This window comes from Bradyrhizobium betae, assembly GCF_008932115.1.
Classification (GTDB): Bacteria; Pseudomonadota; Alphaproteobacteria; order Rhizobiales; family Xanthobacteraceae; genus Bradyrhizobium; species Bradyrhizobium betae.
Genome location: NZ_CP044543.1, coordinates 2221025 through 2240876, shown reverse-complemented (window position 1 = coordinate 2240876; position 19852 = coordinate 2221025). Strand labels below are relative to the sequence as shown.

Genomic DNA, 19852 nt, shown 5'->3' with positions numbered 1-19852 from the left:
GGTTACGAGGAGGCAAGGGGCATGCCACCACGAGTGTGCAGCTAGCTCGGTTGCGCGATCAACCCGTCGATCATCGCGCGCACGAGGCCCGCGATTTCCTTGCGCAGCGCCGGCAGCGGCACGGCCACCAGCTTTTGCTCGAGCCCCAGCGCCACCATGCCATGCACCGCCGAGAACAGGCTGCGCGCGGTGATGCCGAGCTCGTCCGGGCTGCGCTTGGGAAACAGAACAGCCAGTGGCTGGTAGACGTGCCGGAACAGCCGCAGCTGGTCGTCGGCGGACCAGTCGGGCACGGCTTTGTCAGTCTCCATACGGTGCTCGAACAGCGCGCGCCAGAGCTGGAGATTCTCCGCGGCGAAATCGCAATAGGCGATCGCGATGCGGACCAGGGTCTGCTGCGGCGACGGCTCGCCGACGCGCACTGCCGCGCTGAGCGCCTCGTCGAGCCGAAGCAGCGTGCGTGAGCCGACCCGCAGGATCAACTCGTCGACATCAGCAACGAGATTGTAGACCGCGCCATTGGCGCAGCCGATCTCGCGGGCCAGATCGCGGGTCTTCAGGCCGGCCAATCCGCGGCTCGCGATCATCCGCTCGGCCGCCAGGATCAGGTCGGATCGCAGTTTTTCTCGACGTTCCAAGGCTTTAGACATCTGTTAATCAAATTCTTGAGCGCTGCTCAAATATTTCTTGAACGATGTTCAAGGTCACTGCTACAAACCATCTGTGAGCAACGCTCATAACAGGGAGCAGCAGATGTTCAAGACCGTCATCACACTTTTCCGCGGCAGCGTTGCCGCCGCCGGCGAGGAGCTGGAGGACCGCACGGCGCTTCTGATCCTCGACCAGCAGTTGCGCGACGCGGCCGCCGCCGTCGAGCGCAGCAAGCGGGCGCTGGCGCTGGCGATCGCGCAGGACCAGCAGGAAGGCCGCAAGCTCGAGGCGACCATCGCCCGCATCGCCGATCTCGAGCCGCGCGCGGTTGCGGCACTCGATGGCGGCCGCGAGGATCTCGCCCGCGATGCGGCCGAAGCTATCGCAGGCCTGGAGGCCGACCGCGATGCGGCGATGACGGCGCGCGCGCTGTTCGCGACCGAGATCGCCCGCTTGAAACGCCACGTCGCAAACGCTCAAGCCCGGATCACCGAGCTCGACCGCGGCCGCCGTGTCGCCCGTGCCTCGGAAGCGGTGCGCTCGCTTCGCCGCAGCGAGGCCGCACGTCCTTACGAATCCACGCTGCCGGAGGCGGAGAGCACCTTGAGGCGCCTGCGCGACCGCCAGATGGAAGCCCAGGCCGCCGACGATGCGCTGGTCGAACTCGACGTGGCCACCGGCCCGCTCGCCACTGCCGAGAGACTGGCCGAGCAGGGCTTTGGCCCCCGGCTCAAGTCGACCGCGGACGACGTGCTGGCGCGTCTGAAGTCCAGGCGCATGCCGACCGATTGATCTCAAACCTCATCACCATTCCAACCAACAGGAGTCGATCATGAACCAGAACGGCCAGCCCCACAGCAGCGCCTGGGTGACCTTCACTTACGCGTCCTTCGCAGCCTCCGCCTTTCTCGTCGCCATCGGCATTTTCTTCCTGCCGATCGACCTCTGGATGAAGGGCTATCTCACCATGGGCATCGTCATGCTGATCCAGACCTGCATCACCTTGACCAAGACGGTCCGCGACAACCACGAGAGCAGCCGGCTGGTCAACCGTATCGAGGATGCCAAGGCCGAGCGTCTGTTGATGGAAGTCTCCAAGGCGGCTTGAAGAAGGCGGCTTGAACGAGCGCGTCGGAGAACGAAGCCAGTGCACCATACGGGGCGGCGGATGCTGCGGCATCCGTCGCTTCGTGAAGGTTCCTGGGAACTGCAGAGGGCCTGCATGTCGCCGGGATGTTTCCGACAAACGTCGAGGCCAGTGATGTGATTGTCGAGGTCAGGGCGGCCGTTTCGGATTGTGATTTCGACGCAGGTGCGATAAGGCTCGCCCGCATTCATTGCGGAGATGAGCCTTGTCCAAACAATCCCTGCGAGAGGAGGCCGAGCGCCTGATCCGCGAATCGATGGAAAAGAAGACCATCGTCGTCAAGCAGGGCGATACCCGTATCGAAGCCGTTTGCGGCAAGTGCGGCGCGCCGAACCGGGTGCAGGCCCCCAAGGGCCAGACCCGCGTCAAGTTTGCCTGCAAGCAATGCGGGCAGCAGCAGGAAACGCTGTAGGTTTTTTTCCCTCTCCCCTTGTGGGAGAGGGTGGCTCGCCGCACAGCGGCGAGACGGGTGAGGGGTCTCTCTCAGCAAGAGAGGCTGCTCTTGAGTTTGCGGATGCAACCCCTCATCCGGCGCTTCGCGCCACCTTCTCCCACAAGGGGAGAAGGAAGGGCAGCTACTCCCCCTTCACGAACTTCGCGAATGCATCCGCATAGTCCGGATGCCAGCGCGATAGCGGCGGACGGTTCTCGACGATATCGCCGGCGGCCCAGAGCATGCGCTTCTCGTCGAGCGCGCGCGGCACGTCGTTGTCCGGGCACAGGATGTAGAAGTCGCCGGCTTCCAGCCGCGCCAGCATGAAATCCACGGTCTGCTCCGGCGTCCAGGCGCCGGCCGGCTTCTCGGTGCGGCCCTTCGCGGTCAGCCCGGTGAAGACGAAGCCGGGAATCAGCAGATGCGCGGTGACGCGGCAGTCTTTCGTGTTGCGCAGCTCGTGCTGCAGGGCTTCCGTAAACGCCTTCACGCCGGCTTTGGAAACATTGTAGGCGGGATCGCCGGGCGGCGTGGTGATGCCCTGCTTCGAGCCGGTGTTGATGATGAGGCCGGCCTTGCCGCGTGCGATCATGCCGGGCGCGAAGGTGCGCGAGCCGTTGATGATGCCCCACATGTTGACGCCGATGATGCGCTGCCAATTGTCGGGTTCGGCAAATAACGTGCTGCCGGGCTGGATGCCGGCATTGTTCATGAGGATATCCGTGCCGCCGTAACGCGCGCCGACGGCGCGTTCCAGGTCCTTGACGCTCTCCGCTTTGCTGACGTCGATGGCGACAGTCATCACGTGTGCGGCAGACGCGACGGATGACAGTTTTGTTGCGGCCTCCGCCAGCCGCGCCTCGTCGACATCGGCGATGCACACCTTCAAGCCGGCACGCGCGAAGGCAAGGGCGGCGGCCAATCCGATTCCGGATGCGCCGCCGGTGATCACGGCAACATTGTCTTTGACGATGGCGGGGTGCGGCATGGATCGTCTCCGGGGAGGGGCTGCGTCGAGCTATAACATGGCGCTCGCGCGACCCTGCACAAGTCGGCATGGGAGGTCTTCGTTCCACGCCGCCTTTACGCCTCTCCGGCACCGCTGTATTCTCATCGACCTAACGATCCCGCCCAGATCGAACTCAAACAATCACCTGACAGGGAGTGCAGCCATGGCTGTGTCGCAGGCTATTCCGATCACGCGCCATCCGTTCGCCAACGGGTCCTACAAGCAGATGCTGATCGACGGAAAGTGGGTCGATGCCGCCTCCGGGAAGCGCTTCGAGACCCATAACCCCGCCACCGGCGAACTGCTCGCAACGGTCGCCGAGGGCGACAAGGAAGACATCGACCGTGCGGTCGCCGCCGCGCGCCGGGCCTTTGAAGGGCCCTGGAGCAAGGTCAAGCCGTTCGAGCGGCAGAACCTGCTCCTGAAGCTCGCCGACCTCGTCGAGAAAAATTTCGACGAATTGTCGCAGCTCGACACGCTCGACATGGGCGCGCCGCTCAGCCGCACCCGCGCCTATCGCCTGCGTGCCGTCGGCATGCTGCGCTATTATGCCGGCCAGACCACCGCGATCCACGGCGAGACCATCGAGAACTCGCTGCCGGGCGAGATCTTCTCCTATACGCTGAAGGAGCCGATCGGCGTCGTCGGCGCCATCATTCCCTGGAACGGTCCGCTCACCGCGACGATCTGGAAGATCGGTCCGGCGATCGCGACCGGCTGCACCGTGGTGCTCAAGCCGGCCGAAGAAGCGCCGCTGACCTCGCTGCGCATCGCGGAGCTCGCGATGGAGGCGGGCGTGCCGCCCGGCGTCATCAACGTCGTGCCCGGCTACGGCGAGACCGCGGGCGCGGCGCTCGCCTCGCATCACGACGTCGACAAGGTCGCGTTCACCGGTTCGCACGTCACGGGCCAGTCGATCATCCGCGCCTCCGCGGGCAACCTCAAGCGCGTCTCGCTCGAGCTCGGCGGCAAGTCGCCGGACATCGTGTTCGCGGATGCCGACCTCGATGCCGCCGTGCCCGGCGCGGCAATGGCAGTGTTCGCCAATTCCGGCCAGATCTGCAGCGCCGGCACGCGCCTGTTCGTCGAGCAGTCGATCTACGAGGAGTTCGTCGGTCGTGTTGCCGAGTTCGGCAAGAAGCTGCAGGTCGGCAACGGCCTCGATCCCAACGTGCAGATCGGCCCGCTGGTCTCCGAGCAGCAGCTCGAACGCGTCACCAGCTATCTCGACATCGGCCAGAAGGAAGGCGCCCGCGCGCTCGCCGGCGGCGGTCGTGTCACCGAGGGTGCGCTGTCGAAGGGGTTCTTCGTCTCGCCGACGGTGTTCGCGGGCGTCCAGGACAACATGCGCATCGCGCAGGAGGAGATCTTTGGTCCCGTCATCTCCGCGATCGCGTTCAAGGACATGGACGAACTGGTCAAGCGCGCCAACAACACCACGTTCGGCCTCGGCTCCGGCCTGTGGACGCGCGACGTCAGCAAGGCGCATGCGGTTGCGAAGAGCCTGCGTGCCGGCTCGGTGTGGGTGAACTGCTACCAGGCGATGGACCCGGCCGTGCCTTTCGGCGGCTACAAGATGAGCGGCTACGGCCGCGAATCCGGCAAGCAGCACGTCGAGGAATATCTCAACGTAAAGGCCGTCTGGATCAAGACGGCGTAGAGCCTGTTCTCTGCCGCGTTCCGCGCGGGGGAATATCTGCTTTTAGTGGGGCGGCGCCTTTTCCGGTGGCCGCCCCTCGCTATATGATCCGCATCCTTTCAAAGACATCCGGGGCCCCTATGAAATTCGAGGCGTTGTTCAAACCGTTGCAGGTCGGTCCGTACAAGCTCGCGCACCGCGTCGCGCTGGCGCCGCTGACGCGCATGCGCGCCGAACGCGACAGCTTTTCGCCGCGGCCGCTCAATGCCGAATATTACGGCCAGCGCGCGACAAAGGGCGGCCTGCTCATCGCCGAAGCCTCGCCGGTGGTCTCGCACGGCCGCGGCAATCCGGCGACGCCAGGCATCTATTCGGAGGCGCAGATCGCCGGCTGGCGCAAGGTGACGGATGCCGTGCACGCCAAGGGCGGCATCATCTTCCTCCAGCTCTGGCATGTCGGACGCGTCTCGCATTCCTCCTTCCATGGCGGCGCGCTGCCGGTCTCGGCCTCGGCGATCCCGATCAGGGCCGAAGGCATGAAGGCGATGACCGCCGACGGCAAGATCGCCGATTACGAGACGCCGCGCGCGCTGGAGACCGAGGAGGTCAAGGGCGTCGTCGAGGCCTTCAGGCAGGGTGCGAAGAACGCGCTCGCGGCCGGCTTCGACGGTGTCGAGATCCACGGCGCCAACGGCTATCTGCTTGAGCAGTTCCTGCAATCGCGCAGCAACCAGCGCACCGATCAATATGGCGGTTCGATCGAGAACCGCGCGCGGTTGCTGCTGGAGGTCACGCAGGCCGCGATCGACGTCTGGGGCGCGGGCCGCGTCGCCGTGCGGCTGTCGCCCCATGGCATCGCCAATGATTCCGGCGAGCCGGATCCGATGCCGCTCTACACCCATGTGGTGAAGGCGCTCGACAAGCTCGGTCTTGCTTATCTGCACTTCATCGAGCCGCGTTCCAGTGGCGCGGGCCGCGCCGACGTCAACTGGCAGAACGTGCCGTCTGCGATGGTGCTGTTCCGCCCGCTCTACAGCGGTGTGCTGATGACGGCCGGCGGCTTTACCGGCGAGACGGCGAATGCCGCGATCGCCGACGGCCACGCCGACATCATCGCCTTCGGCCGCATCTTCATCTCCAACCCGGACCTGCCGCGGCGGCTGGAGCACGACTATCCGATTACGCCCTACAACCGCGCGACGTTCTACGGCGGCGAGGAGAAGGGGTACACGGATTATCCTGTTTATGACGAACTGACGACGGCGTAAGCGTCCTCTTGTCATTCCGGGGCGCGACGAAGTCGCGAGCCCGGAATCCATCGGGCTGCTCATATTGAGGTGAAATGGATTCCGGGCTCGATGCTTCGCATCGCCCCGGAATGACGAGCTTGATCTGTTGCGCGACCGCACCACAAACTCCGCCCGCAATGACGACGGAGACGCCTTACCATGGCCAGAGCCGCAGTCGCCGCAGGTATTGCCACCGGGCAATGTCTCTGCGGCAAGGTCACCTTCGAGATCGATGTTCCGGCGCGCTGGGCCTGGCATGATCACTCGGCTGCCAGCCGCCGCGCCCATGGCGCGGCTTACGCGACCTATGTCGGCAGCTGGAAGAAGCGTTTTCGCATCACATCCGGCAAGACCGCTTTGACCCGCTACGAGGACAAGGCGACCAGGACCGCGCGCAGTTTCTGCTCGTATTGCGGTACGCCGATCGCATATGAGCGCCCGCGCGGCCCGCACATGGTCAACATCCCGCGCGCACTCTTCAAGGAGCGGACCGGCCGCCAGCCGCTCTATCACATCGCGATCGAGGAGCTGCAGGAATGGGCCTATACCGGCGAGCTGCTGGTGCCGCTGAAAGGCTTTCCCGGCGTGGTCTGGCAGCGCTCGAAAAAGAAGAAGCGAGTGGGCGGCGAGGATCCATTCGAGCTGGGGCGCGAAGAGATGTAGCTCCACGCTCGTGCCCCGGACGCAGTGCGGCGCGCAGTGCCGCTCTGCTGAGCCGGGGCCCATGCTTCAGCGAGCTCGGCGCGAATCTGGGTCCAGGCTCTGCGCCGCATCGCTTCGCGCTGCGCCGCGTCCGGGACACGAGACCGTCCGACGCAACGCAGCCATGACCGTGCTTCCTTGCGTGCTTCCCGCAACTTCGGCCATCATGTGATCCGTCCTTGCGGCAACGTCCGCTCCTGGAGGAAACATGAAGAACAAGATTACCGGCCGCTCCGCCTTTCTCGCGCTGCTCAAGGACGAGGGCATCACGCATCTGTTCGGCAACCCCGGCACCACCGAATTGCCGATCATGCACGCGCTGAAGGATCATCCTGACCTCACCTATGTGATGGCGATGCAGGAGAGCCTGGTGGTCGCGATCGCCGACGGCTACAGCCGCGCCTCGGGAAAGCTGGTCGCCTGCAACGTCCATGTCGCCCCCGGCCTCGGCAACGCGATGGGCTCGCTCTACAATGCCCAGTTCACGGGCACGCCGATGATCCTGACCGCGGGCCAGCAGGAGCAGGGCCACGGCCTGATGGAGCCGGTGCTGTACGGCCCTTTGGTGCGCATGGCCGAGCCGCTGGTGAAATGGGCGGTGGAGGTGACGCGGCTGGAGGATTTGCCGCGCATCGTGCGCCGCGCCGCCAAGGTCGCGATGACGCCGCCGAGCGGGCCGGTGTTCATCTCGTTGCCCGGTGACATTCTCAACAGCGAAGCCGGCATCGATCTCGGCCGCTCCACCCGCATTGACGCCCGTACCAAGCCATCCGATGAGGCGCTGAAGGCCTTTGCCGCGCGGCTGCTCAAGGCCGAACGCCCCGTGATCGTCACCATGGACGAGGTGGTCAAGAGCGATGCGCTGAAAGAGGCCGCCGAACTCGCCGAGCTGCTCGGTGCTGCCGCTTACCAATCCTCGACGCCCTATGGCTCGCATTTCCTGTCCGAAAGCCCGAGCTTCGTCGGCACGCTCGCGCGCGTACAGAAGGTCGCGCGCGATACGCTGGCGCCTTACGATCTGTTGGTCGCGCTCGGCGGCGATCCCCTGCGGATGTCGGTCTATAGCGAGGTCGATGCGTTGCCTGAGGGCCTCGGTATCGTGCAGGTCGGCCTCGTCGATTGGGAGATCGCCAAGAACTACGGCGCCGAGATCGCACTGAAGGCGGATTTGAAGGAAACGCTGCGCGCCTTGATCCCGGTGCTGAAGGAGATGGGCGGCGCGACGCTTGCGGGCCGCGCAAAACAGCGCCTCGCCGAGTTGGCGCCGCAGAACTGGACCGCGCGCCGCGCCGCACTGGTCGAGCAGATCGGCAAGAGCGCGGGCCGCAGCCCCATCGATCCCGATTATCTGGTGCTGCAAATGGTCGAGGCGATGCCTGACAACGCCATCCTCGTCGACGAAGGCCTCACCTCCAGCCGCCAGATCACGGCGTTGCGTCCGCATCGCGACCGCTACGGCTATCACGGCCTCGCCTCCGGCGGCATCGGATGGGGGCTGCCGGCCTCGGTCGGCGCCAGCATTGCCAATCCGGATCGTCCCGTGGTGTGCTTCTCCGGCGATGGCAGCGCGATGTATTCGATCCAGTCGCTGTGGACCGCGGCGCATCACAAGCTGCCGCTCAATGTCGTCATCGCCAACAATGGCGGCTACCGCATCATCAAGCAGCGCCTGCTCGCCTTCCATGGCGATGATAACTATGTCGGCATGGACTTCGTCGATCCGCCGGTGGATTTCGCCGGCGTCGCCAAGGCGCTCGGCTGCGAAGCGATCAAGGTGAGCGATCCCCGGGAGCTGAAGGCGACGCTGGCGTCGGCGTTCAATCGGCCGGGGACGAAGCTGATCGAGGTGATGGTGGACGGGAAGGTGTAGCGCAGGGCGTCATCGCGCCGGTGTTTGCCACGTTCTCAGCTGTCATCGCCCGACTTGATCGGGCGATCCAGTATTCCAGAGATGTTTATGATTCCTCGATAGGCCACGGCATACTGGATGCCCCGGTCAAGCCGGGGCATGATAGCGTCACCTAGGGCACTACCCCGTCTTCCCCACCCGATACCCCGCCGCCGGATGTGGCGCGTCCAGCCGCGCGCGGCCGTCGCCGAACAGCTTCTCGCGCAACGTGCCTTTTGCATATTCCGGCTTGTAGCGCCCGCGCTTCGTCAACTCCGGCACCAGCATGTCGGCGATGTCCTCGAAATCGCCGGGCGAGATCGCGAACGCGACGTTGAGGCCGTCGACGTCGGTCTTCTCGAACCAGTCCTCGATCTTGTCGGCGACGCTTTCGGGTGTGCCGACCACGACCGGGCCGGCGCCGCCGATGCCGACATGCTCGATGACGTCGCGCACGGTCCAGACGCGGTCGGGGTCGCCACGGGTGACGTTGTCGAGCGCGCTGCGGCCGGCATCATTCTGGACGTGACGGACCTGCTGGTCGAGCTCGTAGCCGGAGAAGTCGATGCCGGTCCATCCCGACATCAGAGCGAGCGCGCCCTCCGGGCTGATATGCGACCGGTAATCGGCATACTTGGCCGCCGCTTCGGCTTCGGTGTTGCCGAGGATGATCGTCATCATGTTGAACATCAGGATTTCCGCCGGGTTGCGGCCGATCGCGGCGGCTTCCTGGCGGATCGCGGAGACGCGCGGCCCGATGATCTTGGCCGACGGTCCCGACATGAACACGCATTCGGCGTGCTTGGCCGCGAACTGCCGGCCGCGCGGCGAGGTGCCGGCCTGGTACAGCACGGGCGTGCGCTGCGGTGACGGCTCGCTGAGATGAATGGTGTTGTTGATGCGATAGTTCGCACCTTCATGATTGACGCGATGAACCTTGCTGGGATCGGTGAAGATGCCGCGCGCCCGGTCGCGCAGTACCGCATCGTCCTCCCAGCTTCCTTCCCAGAGCTTGTAGACGACCTCCATATATTCGTCGGCGATGTCGTAGCGGTCGTCATGCCCGGTCTGCTTGTCCTTGCCGGCGCCGCGCGCTGCGCTGTCGAGATAGCCGGTGACGACGTTCCAGCCGATCCGTCCCTCGGTGAGATGGTCGAGCGTCGACATCCGCCGCGCGAACGGGTAGGGCGGCTCGAACGAGAGATTGCTGGTGACGCCGAAGCCGAGATGCTGCGTCACCGCCGCCATCGCCGAGAGCAGCAGCAGCGGGTCGTTCGATGGCGACTGCGCCGCGTTGCGCAGGGCTGCGTCAGGGCTGTTGCCATAGACGTCGTACACGCCGAGCACGTCGGCCAGGAACAGCCCGTCGAAGCGGCCGCGCTCCAGCGTCTTGGCAAGGTCGATCCAGTAGGGCAGGCGGTTATACTCGGCGGTGCGGTCGCGCGGATGGGTCCACAGGCCCGGTGACTGGTGCGCGACGCAATTCATCGCAAAGGCGTTGAGCCTGATCTGCTTGGCCATCTGGTCCCCCGGCACGCTGTACTGAGCGCCTTTCGAATGATAGATGTGCGCCCCAACCTGGCGAAGTTCTTGCATATAACTTGCGCTTGGCAAGGCCAAAATCAGCAGCACGCTGCCTTTGGCAAGCCAATCTCAAGCGAGCAAGAACGAAATCCCAAGAGAAGTACAAGACTATCGAACTCCCCACCACTTTCGAAGGCCGCCCGGTCTCGGGTAGAGTCCTTCGCCTCGAAGTCCGAAAAAGAAGATCATGACCAGAGCCGACGCCGTCTCCCGCGCCCGTGAGGATTTCAAATCCGGCGCGTTCCTCGCTGAACTCGACCGCCGCGTCGGCTTCAAGACCGAGAGCCAGAATCCGTCGCGCGGCGCCGAGCTGCGTTCCTATCTGGAACAGGAGATGATCCCATCTTTTGCTGCGCTCGATTTCACCAGCCGCATCGTCGAATCTCCGAGCGGCAAGGCGCCGTTCCTGTTCGCCGAGCATCACGAGAGTGAGACGGCGCCGACCGTGCTGATCTACGGCCATGGCGACGTCGTCGACGGCATGGAAGGCGAGTGGCGCGATGGACGCGATCCCTGGCGCACTACGGTTGCCGGCGCGCGGCTTTACGGCCGTGGCACTGCCGACAACAAGGGCCAGCACAGCATCAACATGGCGGCACTGCGCGCGGTGCGCGACGCCCGCGGCGGCAAGCTCGGCTTCAACGCCAAATTCATCGTCGAGATGGGCGAGGAGATCGGCTCGCCGGATCTCGGCAAGGTCTGCGATCTCAATCGCGATGCGCTCAAGGCCGATCTGTTCATGGCCTCCGACGGGCCGCGTCTGTCGGCCGACCGCCCGACGCTGTTCCTCGGTTGCCGCGGCGGCATCCGCATTCATCTCGATGTCAATCTGCGCGATGGCGGCCATCATTCCGGCAATTGGGGAGGCGTGCTTGCCAACCCCGCGACCATTCTGGTCAATGCCATTTCGACCCTGGTCGATGGCCATGGCCGGCTCCTTCTCGATGCCCTGAAGCCGCCGCGCCTCACCAATCAGATCCGCAGCTACCTTGCCGATGTGCAGGTGGTCCCGACCGAGGACGAGCCGGCGCTCGCGGAGAACTGGGGCGAGGAAGGTCTGTCGGCCGCCGAGCGGCTCTATGCCTGGAACACGCTCGAAGTGCTGGCGATGTCATCCGGCAATATCGACAAGCCCGCCAATGCCATTCCCGGCCACGCCAATGCCGTGCTGCAATTGCGCTTCGTGGTCGGCACCCGGGTCGATGGCCTGGTCGACGCCATCCGTGCGCATCTGGTCGGACGCGGCTTTCCGACGGTCGAGGTGCGGGCCGCACAGAGCTTTGCCGCTTCGCGCACCGATTTCGACAGCCCGTGGATCAAATGGGCGGCGAACTCGGTGCAAGAGACCACCGGCAAGCCGCCGGCGGTGCTGCCGAATTTCGGCGGCTCGCTGCCCAACGACGTTTTCTCCGAAATCCTGGGCCTGCCGACGATATGGGTGCCGCACTCCTATCCCGGCTGCTCCCAGCATGCGCCCAATGAGCACATCCTGCTGCCATTGACCGAAGAGGCCTTGACGATCATGGCCGGGCTGTTCTGGGATCTCGGGGAATTGCCCAAGCCACTGACTTGAGCCGCGACCCAGCCAAAAGTCACATTCTAATCCGGCCCAATCTGTGCTTGCATCCGGGCCGCATCATCCTGAAAGGGGACCAAAAAAGTGAAACATTTCCGTAGCATCGGCCTCGCGCTCGCCGCGACCTTCGCCGTCAGCCAGGCTGGGGCGCAGGAGCTGACCGGTACGCTGAAGAACATCAAGGACACCGGCGCCATCACGCTGGGCTTCCGCGACTCCTCGATCCCGTTCTCCTATCTCGACGACAACCAGAAGCCCATCGGGTTCGCGATGGACATCTGCTACAAGATCGTCGATGCCGTGAAGAAGGAGCTCAAGCTCGACAAGCTCGAGGTCAAGCTCAACCCGGTAACCTCGGCGACCCGTATCCCGCTGATGGCCAACGGCACCATCGACCTCGAATGTGGCTCGACCACCAACAACGCAGAGCGCCAGAAGCAGGTCGCCTTCACCAACACCCACTTCCTGACCGCCAGCCGCTACGTCTTCAAGAAGTCGAGCGGCCTGAAGTCGATCGACGACCTCAAGGGCAAGACGGTGGTCTCCACCGCCGGCACCACCAACATCAAGCAGCTGACCGAAGCCAACGTCGAGAAGAAGCTCGGCGCCAACATCATCCCGGCCAAGGATCACGCCGAAGCCTTCCTGATGGTCGAGACCGACCGTGCGGTCGCCTTCGTGATGGATGACATCCTGCTCGCGAGCCTGGTCGCCGGTTCGAAGACGCCGGACGACTACGTCATCTCCAAGGACGCGTTCTCCAAGCCTGAGCCCTACGGCATCATGCTGCGCAAGGACGACGCGCCGTTCAAGAAGGTAGTCGATGCCGCGACCGCCGCGCTCTACACCTCCGGTGAAGGCCAGAAGATCTACGAGAAGTGGTTCACCCAGAAGATCCCGCCGAAGGGCCTCAACCTCAACAGCCCGATCTCGGCCGAACTGAAGAACGAGTTCGCGAAGCCCACGGACTCGCCGAACCCGGACGACTACAAGTAAGATAGAACCTCGATCTTTCGATCGGGATCATGTCCGGCCACTCTTGACACCAGAGTGGCCGGACATTTGCATAGGCGCCCGGGCTACCTATGATTGGCGCGTTCGCGCGGGGGACACGTGAACTACCACTGGAACTGGGGAATTTTCTTCGAGCCGAACCCGATGGGGACCGGCACCTATCTCGACATGCTGTTGTCGGGACTGGTGCTGACCCTGAAGACGGGTGTGCTCGCCTGGATCATCGCGCTGATCTTCGGCTCGATCGTCGGCGTCATGCGTACGCTGCCGTCCAAGGCTGCCGGCTGGTTTGGCTTCTGCTGGGTCGAATTCTTCCGCAATATGCCGCTGCTGGTGCAGTTGTTCCTGTGGTTCTTCGTGCTGCCGGAGTTACTGCCGAAGTCCGCCGGCCTGTGGTTGAAGCAACTGCCGAATGCGCCGTTCTGGACAGCGGCGATCGGCATCGGCTTCTTCATGTCGGCGCGCGTTGCCGTGCAATTGCAGGCCGGCATCGGTTCGCTGCCGCGCGGACAGAAGATGGCCGCGACCGCGCTTGGGCTGACGACGATACAGGGCTATCGCTACGTGCTGCTGCCGATGGCGTTCCGCATCATCCTGCCACCGCTGACCTCGGAGTTTCTCAACACCATCAAGAACACTGCGGTCGCCATCACCATCGGCCTGCTCGAGCTGACCGGACAGGCGCGCTCGATGCAGGAATTCTCGTTCCAGGTGTTCGAGGCGTTCACCGCCGCGACGCTTCTGTATCTCCTCGTCAACGCCGTCGTCGTGACCGCCATGCGCTTCCTCGAGCGCTATGTCGCGATCCCCGGCTACATCACGGGGAAATAGCGTCATGTTCAGCAATTTCGATTTCGACGTCATCATCCGCGCGCTGCCCTATCTGTTTTACGAGGGCATGAGCTTCACGTTGATGCTGACGGCGCTGTCCGCGCTCGGCGGCCTCGTCTTCGGTACGGCGATCGCTCTGATGCGGCTGTCCGGCTACAAGACGCTCGGACGTATCGCCGGCCTCTATGTCGACTTCATGCGCTCGCTGCCGCTGGTGCTGGTGATCTTCTGGTTCTACTTCCTGGTGCCCTATATCGGACAATGGCTGACCGGCGCGGCGCGTCCGATCAGCGTCGGCGCGTTCGCCTCCTCGCTCATCACCTTCATCATGTTCGAGGCCGCCTACTTCTCTGAGATCATGCGCGCCGGGATCCAGTCGATCTCGCGGGGGCAGCCGGCTGCCGCCAGCGCGCTCGGCCTGACCTACGCGCAGACCATGCGTTACGTCGTGCTGCCGCAGGCGTTCCGCAACATGCTGCCGGTGCTGATCACGCAGACCATCGTGCTGTTCCAGGATACCTCGCTGGTCTACGTGCTCTCGATTACGGACTTCCTCGGCGCGGCCAGCAAGGTCGCGCAGCGCGACGGCCGTCTGGTCGAGATGTATCTGTTCGCCGCAATCGTCTACTTCACCATCTCCTGTATCGCGTCCTTTGGCGTCCGCCGTCTTCAGGCGCGCATCGCCATCATCCGCTAGAGCAAGTCGGTCATGATCGAAATCAGCCACGTCGACAAATGGTACAGCCCGACCTTCCAGGTGCTGACCGACTGCACCACCAGCGTTACCAAAGGCGAGGTCGTCGTCGTCTGCGGTCCCTCAGGATCTGGAAAATCGACGCTGATCAAATGCGTCAACGCGCTGGAGCCGTTCCAGAAAGGCGATATCAGTGTCGACGGGACCAAGGTCAACGATCCCAAGACCAACCTGCCGAAGCTGCGCTCCCGCGTTGGCATGGTGTTCCAGCACTTCGAGCTTTTTCCGCATCTGAAGATCATCGACAATCTCTGCCTTGCGCAGGAGAAGGTGCTGGGCCGCCCGCACGACAAATCGGTCTCCAAGGGCATGCAGCTGCTGGAGCGCGTCGGCCTGAAGGAGCAGGCGCAGAAATTTCCGGCGCAGCTCTCCGGCGGCCAGCAGCAACGCGTCGCGATCGCGCGTGCGCTCGCGATGGACCCGATCGTGATGCTGTTCGACGAGCCGACCTCGGCGCTCGATCCTGAAATGGTGAGCGAAGTTCTCGACGTCATGGTCGACCTCGCCCGTGAAGGTATGACCATGATGGTCGTGACCCACGAAATGGGATTCGCCCGCAAGGTCGCCAACCGCGTCATCTTCATGGACCGCGGTGAGATCGTGGAGGACGCGGCGAAGGAGGATTTCTTCGGCAAGCCCCGCAGCGACCGCGCGCAGAAGTTCTTGTCGAAGATTCTGTCGCATTAGACGGTCGTCATCCCGGGGCGCGCGCAGCGCGAGCTATGGTGCGCAATTGCGCATCATAGGATCCATCGGGCGGCAGTTCATGAGGTGAAATGGATTCTCTGATGCGCAATTGCGCATCAAAGCTCATTCGCTTTGCGAATGCCCCGGAATGACAGATTGAGGGGTGATCGCCACCCCCAATTCGCGTATAAGCGCCAAATCCCCCTTCCTTCAGGAGACCTGCCTTGGACCCGATCGCTTACGTCAACGGCTCATTCGTCCCGCTCTCGGAGGCCAAAATCTCGGTTCTCGACCGCGGCTTCCTGTTCGCTGACGGCATCTACGAGGTCTCGGCCGTGCTCGACGGCAAGCTGGTCGACAACGCCTCGCATCTGGCCCGGCTGGAACGTTCGGTCGGCGAGATCAGCTTGAGGCTGCCGGAGACGATCGAGCGCATCACCGAGATCCAGAAAGAGCTGATCGCGCGCAACAAGGTGACAAGCGGTCTCGTCTATCTCCAGGTGACGCGCGGCGCGGACAAGGGGCGTGATTTCCCGTTCCCCAAGGCCGACGTCAAGTCGAGCCTGGTGATGTTCACCTCCGAGAAGGACATCATCAACGCGGCTTCGGCGAAGACCGGCATCAAGGTGATCACCGTACCCGACATCCGCTGGGAGCGCCGCGACATCAAGAGCGTGGCGTTGCTGGCGCAGGTGCTGGCGAAGCAGGCCGCGGCCGAAGCCGGTGCCGGCGAAGCCTGGATGCTGCAGGATGGCTATGTGACCGAAGGCGGCTCGTCGACCGCGTTCATTCTGACCAAGGACGACGTCATCGTCACCCGCAAGAACTCCAACGCGATCCTGCCGGGCTGCACCCGCAAGGCCGTGATCGCGCTTGCCGAAGAGCGTCAGCTCCGCGTCGAGGAGCGTTCCTTCACGGTCGCCGAGGCGCTCGCCGCCAAGGAGGCCTTCATCACGTCGGCCTCTTCCTTCGTGCAACCGGTGATCGCACTCGACGGCAAGACGATCGGCGACGGCAAGCCCGGCCCGGTGGCGACGCGCCTGCGCGAGATCTATGTGGAGTTCGCCAAGGCGACGGCGGTTTAAGCTGCCCCCACAGCTGTCATCGCCCGGCTTGACCGGGCGATCCAGTACTCCGTGACAGGAGTGCTTGACTCGAGAAGCCGCAGCGTACTGGATGCCCCGGTCGAGCCGGGGCATGACAGTTGAATATGTAGAGGCAGCTTGGCCTCCATGTGTCAGCGCCTACGCCACAGACGCCTTCACCTTCGCCGGATGCACTGCACGGAAGGCGATCGCCAGCCTGTTCCAGGCATTGATGGCCCCGATCAGCATGGTCAGGTTCACTGTCTCCGCATCGGAAAACTGCGCGCGCACCTGCTCGTAGACATCGTCGGGCGCGTGCGTCTCGGAAATCAGCGTCACCGACTCGGTCCAGGCCAAAGCGGCGCGTTCGCGGTCGGTGTAGAGCGGGGACTCGCGCCAGGCATTCAGCAGATAGATACGTTGCTCGGTCTCACCGCGCTTGCGGGCGTCTTCGGTGTGCATGTTGATGCAGAAGGCGCAGCCGTTGATCTGCGAGGCGCGGATCTTGACGAGCTCGATCAGCGATTTCTCGAGCCCCGTAGACTGGATCTGCTCTTCCAGCGCCATCAGCGCTTTCATGGTGTCGGGGGCGGCCTGGTAGAAGTTCATGCGGGGTTTCATGGTCGTTCTCCTTGCTTGCTGGGTTGACGTTAGTGGGCTCCGCCCGCTGAAGCCTGGCCCGGCTTCTTCAGGACGAGGACGGCGGTGAGCGCCACGATCAGAGCCATGCCGAGCAGATAGAAGGTGTCGCTGAAGGCCAGGATATAGGCCTGCTTCTGCACGATGTGACCGATCGCGACGTAGGAACGATGCGCGGCGTCGGCGCGGTCGAGAACGCCGTGATTGACGAAATATTGCGTGAGCTGTTCCAGCCGCGTGCGGGTCGCTTGCTCGAACACCGAGACCGACTGCGTCAGCACGTTGGAATGATATTGCTCGCGCTTGGTCAGTACGGTCTGGAGCAGCGCGATGCCGACGGCGCCGCCGAGATTGCGCATCATGTTGAACAGGCCGGAGGCAGAGCCGGCATTCTCAGGCTCGATGCCGGCGGTCGCCACCGCCGACAGCGGCGCCAGCACCAGCGCCTGTCCGATCGCACGGACGATATTCGGCCACAGCAGCTGGTCGGCGGCATAATCGTTGCTCATAGTGACGTTCATGAAGTTCGATGCGGCGAACAGCACGAAGCCGATGCCGATGATGATCCGCGCATCGAACTGCCGCATCAGGCGCGGCACCAGCGGGATCAGCACCAGTTGCGGCAAGCCGGTCCAGGCCAGCACCATGCCGATCTGCTCGGCATTGTAACCCTGGATGCGTGACAGATATTGCGGCAGGATGAACACCGAGCCGTAGAGCGCGACGCCGAGCAGGAAGTTCGCCAGCATGCCGAAGCCGAAATTGCGTCGCACGAGCAGGCGCAGGTTCAGGAGCGGCCTCTTCACCGTGAGCTCGATGATCAGGAAGGCGGCCAGCGCCACGGCTGCGATCACCGACAGCTTGACGATGAAGGGCGAGCCGAACCAGTCGTCCTTGTTGCCTTCCTCCAGCACGGTCTGCAACGCGGATAGGCCGATAGCCATGGCGATGATGCCAGCCCAGTCGCCTTCACGCAGCAGCGACAGCTTCATCGGCCTGGCGTCGAGCGCGTACCAGAGCATGCCGACCATGATCGCGCCGGGGACGAGGTTGACATAGAAGATGTACTGCCAGCCGAAATTCTCGGTGAGATAGCCGCCGATGGTCGGGCCGATCGCCGGCGCAAACGTCGCCGACAGCGCGAACAGCGCCAGGCCCGCCGGCTGCTTGGCACGCGGCAGCAGCGTGATGATCAGCGTGAACGCCATCGGAATCAGCACGCCGCCGGTAAAGCCCTGCACGGCACGCAGCACAATCATCTGCGGCAGGTCCTGCGCCAGCGCGCAGGCAGCGGACAGGACCAGGAACAAGACGGCATTGGTGAGCAGATAGATGCGGATCGAGAACACCTGTGCGAGCCAGCCGGAGAGCGGGATCACCACGATCTCCGCGATCAGGTAGGAGGTCGAGATCCAGCCGCCGTCGTCGATGCCGGCGCCGATCGCGCCCTGGATGTCGGCGAGCGAGGCGTTGACAATCTGGATGTTGAGTACCGCCATGAAGGCGCCGAGCGTGGCGCCGATGACCGCGATCCATGTTTTTGCCGAAACCGCCGGCGTCGCGGGAGCAACGGGGGCGGGAATGTCTGCGGCGGATGCGGCGTTGACGGTCGGTTGAAGCGTGCTCATGGGAGCCTCGTCTCGGGCATGGAGACAGGATGCGTTAGGTGGATGGTTTCGATGATCGGAGAAGCGAAGGAAGGCGGCCGGACTTGATAGTCCTGCCGGCCTTCCCGGCTTCAGCTGCCGTTCGGGCGTGTCGTGTTGTCGGCGAGCCGCTTGGCCGTCTCGCGCTCGGCCAGCACAGTCGCCTTGGTGTCGATTGTCGGCACCGCCGACATGCCGGGCCGTAGCAGGCCTGTGAGACTGTAGTCGTCGAGCACGATCTTCACCGGCACGCGCTGCACGATCTTGGTGAAGTTGCCTGTGGCATTGTCGGGCGGCAGCAGCGCGAATTCAAGTCCGCTGGCCGGTGAGAGGCTGTCGACATGGCCGCGGAGCGTGCGATTACGAAAACTGTCGACTTGCAGCTCGACCGACTGGCCCGGACGCACATGCGTCAGCTGCGTCTCCTTGAAATTGGCGACGACGTAAACCGCATCGAGCGGCACCACCGCCATCAATTGCGTGCCGGCCTGCACGAATTGGCCGACACGCAACGAGCGTGCGCCGACCGTGCCGTCGACCGGCGCGGTGATCTCGGTGTAGGACAGGTTCAGCGCGGCCTGCTGTGCGACCGCGCGGGCGCGGTCGAGCTGGGCTTTGGCCTGGGCACGCTGGGTGGTGAGCACATCGACCTTGCGCTGTGCGGCCAGGAGGCCCGATTTGGCGTGTTGTAGTTGCGCGCTGCTGGCGCGGAGCGCCGCGTCGGTCTGTTGGGCGCGCTGGATGGTGCCGGAGCCCGACTTCATGAGGTCGTCGTAGCGGGCGCGTTCCTCCTGCGCGAATTTCAGATTGGCGTCGGCAGCCGCGACATCGGCCGTGCTCTGCGCGATGATCGGCTGCTGCAGCTCGAGCTGGGCGTCGATATTGCGCACCGAGGCTTCGCCGGCGGCGACGTCGGCGCGGGCCTGGTCGAGCGCCGCCTTGAAGTCGCGGTCGTCGATCTTCGCCAGTGCCTGACCTGCTCGGACCCTCTCGTTGTCGCCGACCAGCACCTTGGCGATGTAGCCGGAGACCTTTGGGGCGATGATGGTGGAATCCGCCTTCACATAGGCATCGTCAGTGGATTCGAGGTAGCGGCCGCGCCTGAGGTAGTCGTAGCCGTAGTCGCCCACAACTGCGATCCCGAGTGCCAGAGCAAGGCCGATGGCCGCGCGCTTGATCGCTTGACGGGACGGGCGTAGACGGATTCTTTCATTTGTTTCAGCGACATAAGAAGCGTTTGACATGGCATCCTCGGAGTTCCCGACCGCCCCGATCGGC

The 19852-nt window shown here is 64.1% G+C and carries 19 protein-coding genes; 13 read left to right on the top strand and 6 right to left on the bottom strand.

Annotated elements, in window-relative coordinates:
• Positions 1 to 41: 41 nt before the first annotated feature.
• Positions 42 to 650: a TetR/AcrR family transcriptional regulator gene (locus tag F8237_RS10705; protein ID WP_151644449.1), complete on the bottom strand. Its 609-nt coding sequence runs from the start codon at positions 648 to 650 to the stop codon at positions 42 to 44.
• Positions 651 to 753: 103 nt separating this feature from the next.
• Between F8237_RS10705 and F8237_RS10700 the strand changes: the two genes are divergently transcribed.
• The 3 genes from F8237_RS10700 (at position 754) to F8237_RS10690 (ending at position 2210) form a co-directional block, all read left to right on the top strand.
• Entirely contained in the window at positions 754 to 1443 is a 690-nt protein-coding gene (locus F8237_RS10700; protein ID WP_151644447.1) for a PspA/IM30 family protein, read from the top strand.
• Positions 1444 to 1483: 40 nt separating this feature from the next.
• The gene (locus F8237_RS10695; RefSeq protein WP_014491840.1) at positions 1484 to 1759 is read left to right on the top strand and encodes a YiaA/YiaB family inner membrane protein; all 276 of its coding nucleotides are present in this window, start codon (positions 1484 to 1486) and stop codon (positions 1757 to 1759) included.
• 244 nt (positions 1760 to 2003) lie between these two features.
• Positions 2004 to 2210 (top strand): hypothetical protein, encoded by a 207-nt coding sequence (locus F8237_RS10690; RefSeq protein WP_151644445.1) that lies wholly within the window; start codon positions 2004 to 2006, stop codon positions 2208 to 2210.
• A gap of 163 nt (positions 2211 to 2373) precedes the next feature.
• Here the strand turns inward: F8237_RS10690 and F8237_RS10685 are convergent, their stop codons facing one another.
• Positions 2374 to 3219, bottom strand: a complete 846-nt coding sequence (locus F8237_RS10685; RefSeq protein ID WP_151644443.1) for an SDR family NAD(P)-dependent oxidoreductase — start codon at positions 3217 to 3219, stop codon at positions 2374 to 2376.
• A gap of 184 nt (positions 3220 to 3403) precedes the next feature.
• On the opposite strand from F8237_RS10685, the gene F8237_RS10680 reads away from it, so the two are divergent.
• The 4 genes from F8237_RS10680 to F8237_RS10665 all read left to right on the top strand — a co-directional run bounded on the left by F8237_RS10680 (position 3404) and on the right by F8237_RS10665 (position 8740).
• A complete protein-coding gene (locus tag F8237_RS10680; protein WP_162005982.1) occupies positions 3404 to 4900 on the top strand; it encodes an aldehyde dehydrogenase family protein in 1497 nt (498 codons plus the stop codon).
• Positions 4901 to 5019: 119 nt separating this feature from the next.
• Positions 5020 to 6147, top strand: a complete 1128-nt coding sequence (locus F8237_RS10675) for an alkene reductase (protein ID WP_151644441.1) — start codon at positions 5020 to 5022, stop codon at positions 6145 to 6147.
• 180 nt (positions 6148 to 6327) lie between these two features.
• A complete protein-coding gene (locus F8237_RS10670; protein ID WP_151644430.1) occupies positions 6328 to 6831 on the top strand; it encodes a GFA family protein in 504 nt (167 codons plus the stop codon).
• A 247-nt stretch (positions 6832 to 7078) separates the two neighbouring features.
• Entirely contained in the window at positions 7079 to 8740 is a 1662-nt protein-coding gene (locus F8237_RS10665) for a thiamine pyrophosphate-binding protein (RefSeq protein WP_151644428.1), read from the top strand.
• Positions 8741 to 8899: 159 nt separating this feature from the next.
• On the opposite strand, the gene F8237_RS10660 is transcribed toward F8237_RS10665, so the two are convergent.
• Positions 8900 to 10279: an LLM class flavin-dependent oxidoreductase gene (locus F8237_RS10660; RefSeq protein WP_151644426.1), complete on the bottom strand. Its 1380-nt coding sequence runs from the start codon at positions 10277 to 10279 to the stop codon at positions 8900 to 8902.
• A 250-nt stretch (positions 10280 to 10529) separates the two neighbouring features.
• Between F8237_RS10660 and F8237_RS10655 the strand changes: the two genes are divergently transcribed.
• From F8237_RS10655 to F8237_RS10630, 6 genes are all read left to right on the top strand, one after another.
• Positions 10530 to 11915 (top strand): M20 family metallopeptidase, encoded by a 1386-nt coding sequence (locus tag F8237_RS10655; RefSeq protein WP_151644423.1) that lies wholly within the window; start codon positions 10530 to 10532, stop codon positions 11913 to 11915.
• 87 nt (positions 11916 to 12002) lie between these two features.
• Positions 12003 to 12914: an amino acid ABC transporter substrate-binding protein gene (locus F8237_RS10650; protein WP_151644421.1), complete on the top strand. Its 912-nt coding sequence runs from the start codon at positions 12003 to 12005 to the stop codon at positions 12912 to 12914.
• A gap of 117 nt (positions 12915 to 13031) precedes the next feature.
• Positions 13032 to 13763 (top strand): amino acid ABC transporter permease, encoded by a 732-nt coding sequence (locus tag F8237_RS10645; protein ID WP_151644419.1) that lies wholly within the window; start codon positions 13032 to 13034, stop codon positions 13761 to 13763.
• Positions 13764 to 13767: 4 nt separating this feature from the next.
• A complete protein-coding gene (locus tag F8237_RS10640) occupies positions 13768 to 14460 on the top strand; it encodes an amino acid ABC transporter permease (protein WP_151644417.1) in 693 nt (230 codons plus the stop codon).
• Between the two features lie 12 nt (positions 14461 to 14472).
• Complete coding sequence (locus tag F8237_RS10635) at positions 14473 to 15204, top strand: amino acid ABC transporter ATP-binding protein (RefSeq protein ID WP_151644415.1); 732 nt, start codon at positions 14473 to 14475, stop codon at positions 15202 to 15204.
• Between the two features lie 224 nt (positions 15205 to 15428).
• Positions 15429 to 16289 (top strand): D-amino-acid transaminase, encoded by an 861-nt coding sequence (locus F8237_RS10630; RefSeq protein ID WP_151644413.1) that lies wholly within the window; start codon positions 15429 to 15431, stop codon positions 16287 to 16289.
• 159 nt (positions 16290 to 16448) lie between these two features.
• On the opposite strand, the gene F8237_RS10625 is transcribed toward F8237_RS10630, so the two are convergent.
• From F8237_RS10625 to F8237_RS10615, 3 genes are all read right to left on the bottom strand, one after another.
• Positions 16449 to 16910 carry a carboxymuconolactone decarboxylase family protein gene (locus F8237_RS10625; RefSeq protein ID WP_151644410.1) on the bottom strand — a complete coding sequence of 154 codons (462 nt, stop codon included), beginning with the start codon at positions 16908 to 16910 and terminating at the stop codon, positions 16449 to 16451.
• 29 nt (positions 16911 to 16939) lie between these two features.
• Positions 16940 to 18556: an MDR family MFS transporter gene (locus F8237_RS10620; RefSeq protein WP_151644408.1), complete on the bottom strand. Its 1617-nt coding sequence runs from the start codon at positions 18554 to 18556 to the stop codon at positions 16940 to 16942.
• 110 nt (positions 18557 to 18666) lie between these two features.
• A complete protein-coding gene (locus tag F8237_RS10615) occupies positions 18667 to 19818 on the bottom strand; it encodes an HlyD family secretion protein (protein WP_151644406.1) in 1152 nt (383 codons plus the stop codon).
• Between the last annotated feature and the right edge of the window lie 34 nt (positions 19819 to 19852).